Here is a 2,825-nt window from a genome sequence, read left to right on the forward strand (position 1 = left end):
CGGCGCCGCCGTCGCGCCCCGTGAGGGCGACGACGCCGGTCAGGGCCCCCGCGCCATAGGCCTGGGCGCCGGCCCCGCGGACGATGCGGACGTCCTGGATGGTCTCGGACGGCAGGCCGCCCCAGATCACCCAGCCGCCGAACGGGTCGTTCTGCGGTACGCCGTCGAGGGTGACCAGCGCCCGCCCGGCGCCGGACGGCGCGATGGCCCGCAGCGACAGGCCCTGGGTGGTCGGATTGGCCGCCAGGCTGGAGGTGCGCCGAAACAGCGACACGCCCGGCGCCCGCGCCAACTGCTCGTCGAGCCGGGTCGAGCGCGCCCAGGCCGGGTCGGACAGGGTGGAGATGGCGAAGGCCCCCTCCCCCGCCGACGGCGGCAGGCGTGCGCCGGTGACGATGACTTCCGATACGGTCGCTTCGGAAACGGGTGTCGCCTCGATGGGGGCGTCGAACATAGCGGCTCCAGGGCGGCGGAAGACTCGGGTCGGATTATAGCCGCTCGGAGCGGAGAAACGCCCGTGTCGGCGAAAGGACTTCGACGTCATCAATCCGTTTTGAAATCGTCGCATAAGCCACGCGCCGGCCGGGGCTGGCCGCGCCAACCCGTCTGAACGACCCTGGGGGATCCACGGAATGACCCATCTTCGCGCCAGCGCCGCCATCGGCGTGCTCGCCTTCCTGCTCGGCGCCGGATCCGCCCTCGCCGAGGCCCCGGCCGTTACGCCCGTGATCTCGACCGCCCCGACCACCGAAGGCGGCGCCAACGGCGTGGCCCTGCTGCGCAATCCGGCCGCGCCGGAGAAGAGCCTGATCGCCGCCACCGGCGAGGGCGGCGGGCTGGAGCTCTACGGCCTGGACGGCCAGCGGGTCGGCGCGATCGCCGGCGGCGAGGTCTACGGCGTCGACGTGCGCGAGCACGAGGGCAAGCCGCTGGTGGCGCTGCTGGACCGCAAGGGCGGCCGCCTGCGTCTGGCGGCCTACGACTTCGCCACGGGCCAGGCCGCCAGTCTCGACGCCAAGCCGCTGAGCCTCGACTACGCCGGCGAAGGCGTCTGCCTGTGGCGCGGGTCGCGGGATCGCTCGCTCTACGCCTTCACCCTGGGCGTGGCCGGCCAGATGGACCAGTGGCTGCTGTTCCCCACCGCCGACGGCAAGCTGGACGGCCGCATCGTGCGCCGCCTGCACCTGTCGTCCGAGGCCAAGTACTGCGTCGCCGACGACGTGACCGGCGCGCTCTACGTCGCCCAGGAGGCGGTCGGCATCTGGCGCTACGCCGCCGATCCGGAATCCGATCCGGTCCCCACCCTGATCGACGCCAACCGCCTGGGCCAGATCGCCGGCGAGGTGGCGGGCCTGGCCTTGGTCGACGGCGGCGAGAGCGCCCGCTTCCTGGTCGCCGCCAACGCCACGGCCGGCGACTACGCCGTCTATGACCGCTCCCAGGACGACGCCTTCGCCGGCCTGTTCCGCATCCAGGCCGACCAGCAGAACGCCGTCGAGAACCCGTCGGGCCTGTTCGCCCTGCGCAGCCCCCTGGGCGATCGCCTGCCGGCCGGCGCCCTGCTGGTCGCCGACGACCGCAAGTCGGGCGCCAACATGAAGGTGGTCTCGTGGGCCGACGTGGCCGCCGGGCTCAAGCTGGCGACCGGCGACGCGGCCGGCTCCAGGCCCAGGACCGACTTCGCCGTGGTCCGCCCGACCATGGAGACCACGCCGGTGGCCCATGACGGCGACGCCGCCGACGATCCGGCCATCTGGGCCAACCCGGCCGATCCGGCCAAGAGCGCCATCATCGCCACCGACAAGAAGGGCGGCCTGCTGGTCTACGATCTGGCCGGCAAGCCGTTGCAGTACCTGGCCGACGGCAAGATGAACAATGTCGACCTGCGGTCCGGCTTCAAGCTGGGCGGCAAGGACGTGATCCTGGTCACGGCCAGCGACCGCACCCACAAGTCGATCGCCATCTACACCCTGGACCCCGCCACCCGACTGTTGACCTCGGTCGCCGACGGCGTGCAGGCCACGGGGCTTTCGGACCCCTATGGCCTGTGCATGTACCGCGGCAGGAAGGGCGCGACCTACGTCTTCATCAGCGATCCGGACGGTCTGGTGCGGCAGTGGAAGCTGGTCGCACAAGCCAACGGCAAGGTCCGCGCCGTGCAGGTGCGCGACGTGAAGTTCGACACCCAGACCGAGGGCTGTGTCGCCGACGACGTGACCGGCGCGCTCTACGTGGCCGAAGAGGACGTCGCCCTGTGGCGGCTGGGCGCCGAGCCCTCGGACAACCGCGCGCCCAAGGCCGTCGACCGCGTGGCCGCCAACCCGGCCCTGAAGGACGACCTGGAAGGCGTCGGCATCTACGCCCAGCCGGGCGGCAAGGGCTTCATCGTCGTCTCCAGCCAGGGCAACGACAGCTACGCCGTCTATCGCCGCGAGGGCGACAACGCCTATGTCGGCAGCTTCTCGGTCGTGGCCGACGGGGCCAAGGGCATCGACGGCATCTCCGAGACCGACGGCCTGGACGTGACCAGCGCCTCGCTGGGCGCGGGCCTGGAAGGCGGCGCCTTCGTCGCCCAGGACGGCCGCAACGTCTTCCCGCCGGAGCACCAGAACTTCAAGCTCGTGCCGTGGTCGGCGATCGCGGGGGCGCTGGGGCTGAAGTGATCCTTCTCCCCTTGCGGGAGAAGGTGGCGGCCGAAGGCCGACGGATGAGGGGTTTCTCAGATGGGAGACGCCTCCGCCCGGCCTGGACCGCCGCACGCGGTGTTGAGTTCTGAGAGACCCCTCACCCGACCTCGCTCCGCGAGGCCACCCTCTCCCGCAAGG

2 protein-coding genes are annotated in these 2,825 nt (G+C 71.8%); one reads left to right on the forward strand and one right to left on the reverse strand.

From position 1 onward, the window contains the following. Positions 1 to 454: TonB-dependent receptor (locus tag DMC18_RS17135; RefSeq protein WP_146218105.1), on the reverse strand; the 454-nt coding region annotated here is incomplete at its 3' end. 178 nt (positions 455 to 632) lie between these two features. On the opposite strand from DMC18_RS17135, the gene DMC18_RS17140 reads away from it, so the two are divergent. Continuing rightward, positions 633 to 2,663 carry a phytase gene (locus DMC18_RS17140; RefSeq protein ID WP_110119759.1) on the forward strand — a complete coding sequence of 677 codons (2,031 nt, stop codon included), beginning with the start codon at positions 633 to 635 and terminating at the stop codon, positions 2,661 to 2,663. The last annotated feature ends 162 nt before the right edge of the window (positions 2,664 to 2,825 follow it).

It is taken from the genome of Caulobacter sp. D5, from assembly GCF_003185805.1.
In the GTDB taxonomy this organism is placed as follows: Bacteria; Pseudomonadota; Alphaproteobacteria; order Caulobacterales; family Caulobacteraceae; genus Caulobacter.

Coding starts and splice junctions, on each gene's coding strand:
- DMC18_RS17140 (WP_110119759.1), top strand. CDS start 633: ATGACCCATCTTCGCGCCAGCGCCGCCATCGGCGTGCTCGCCTTCCTG.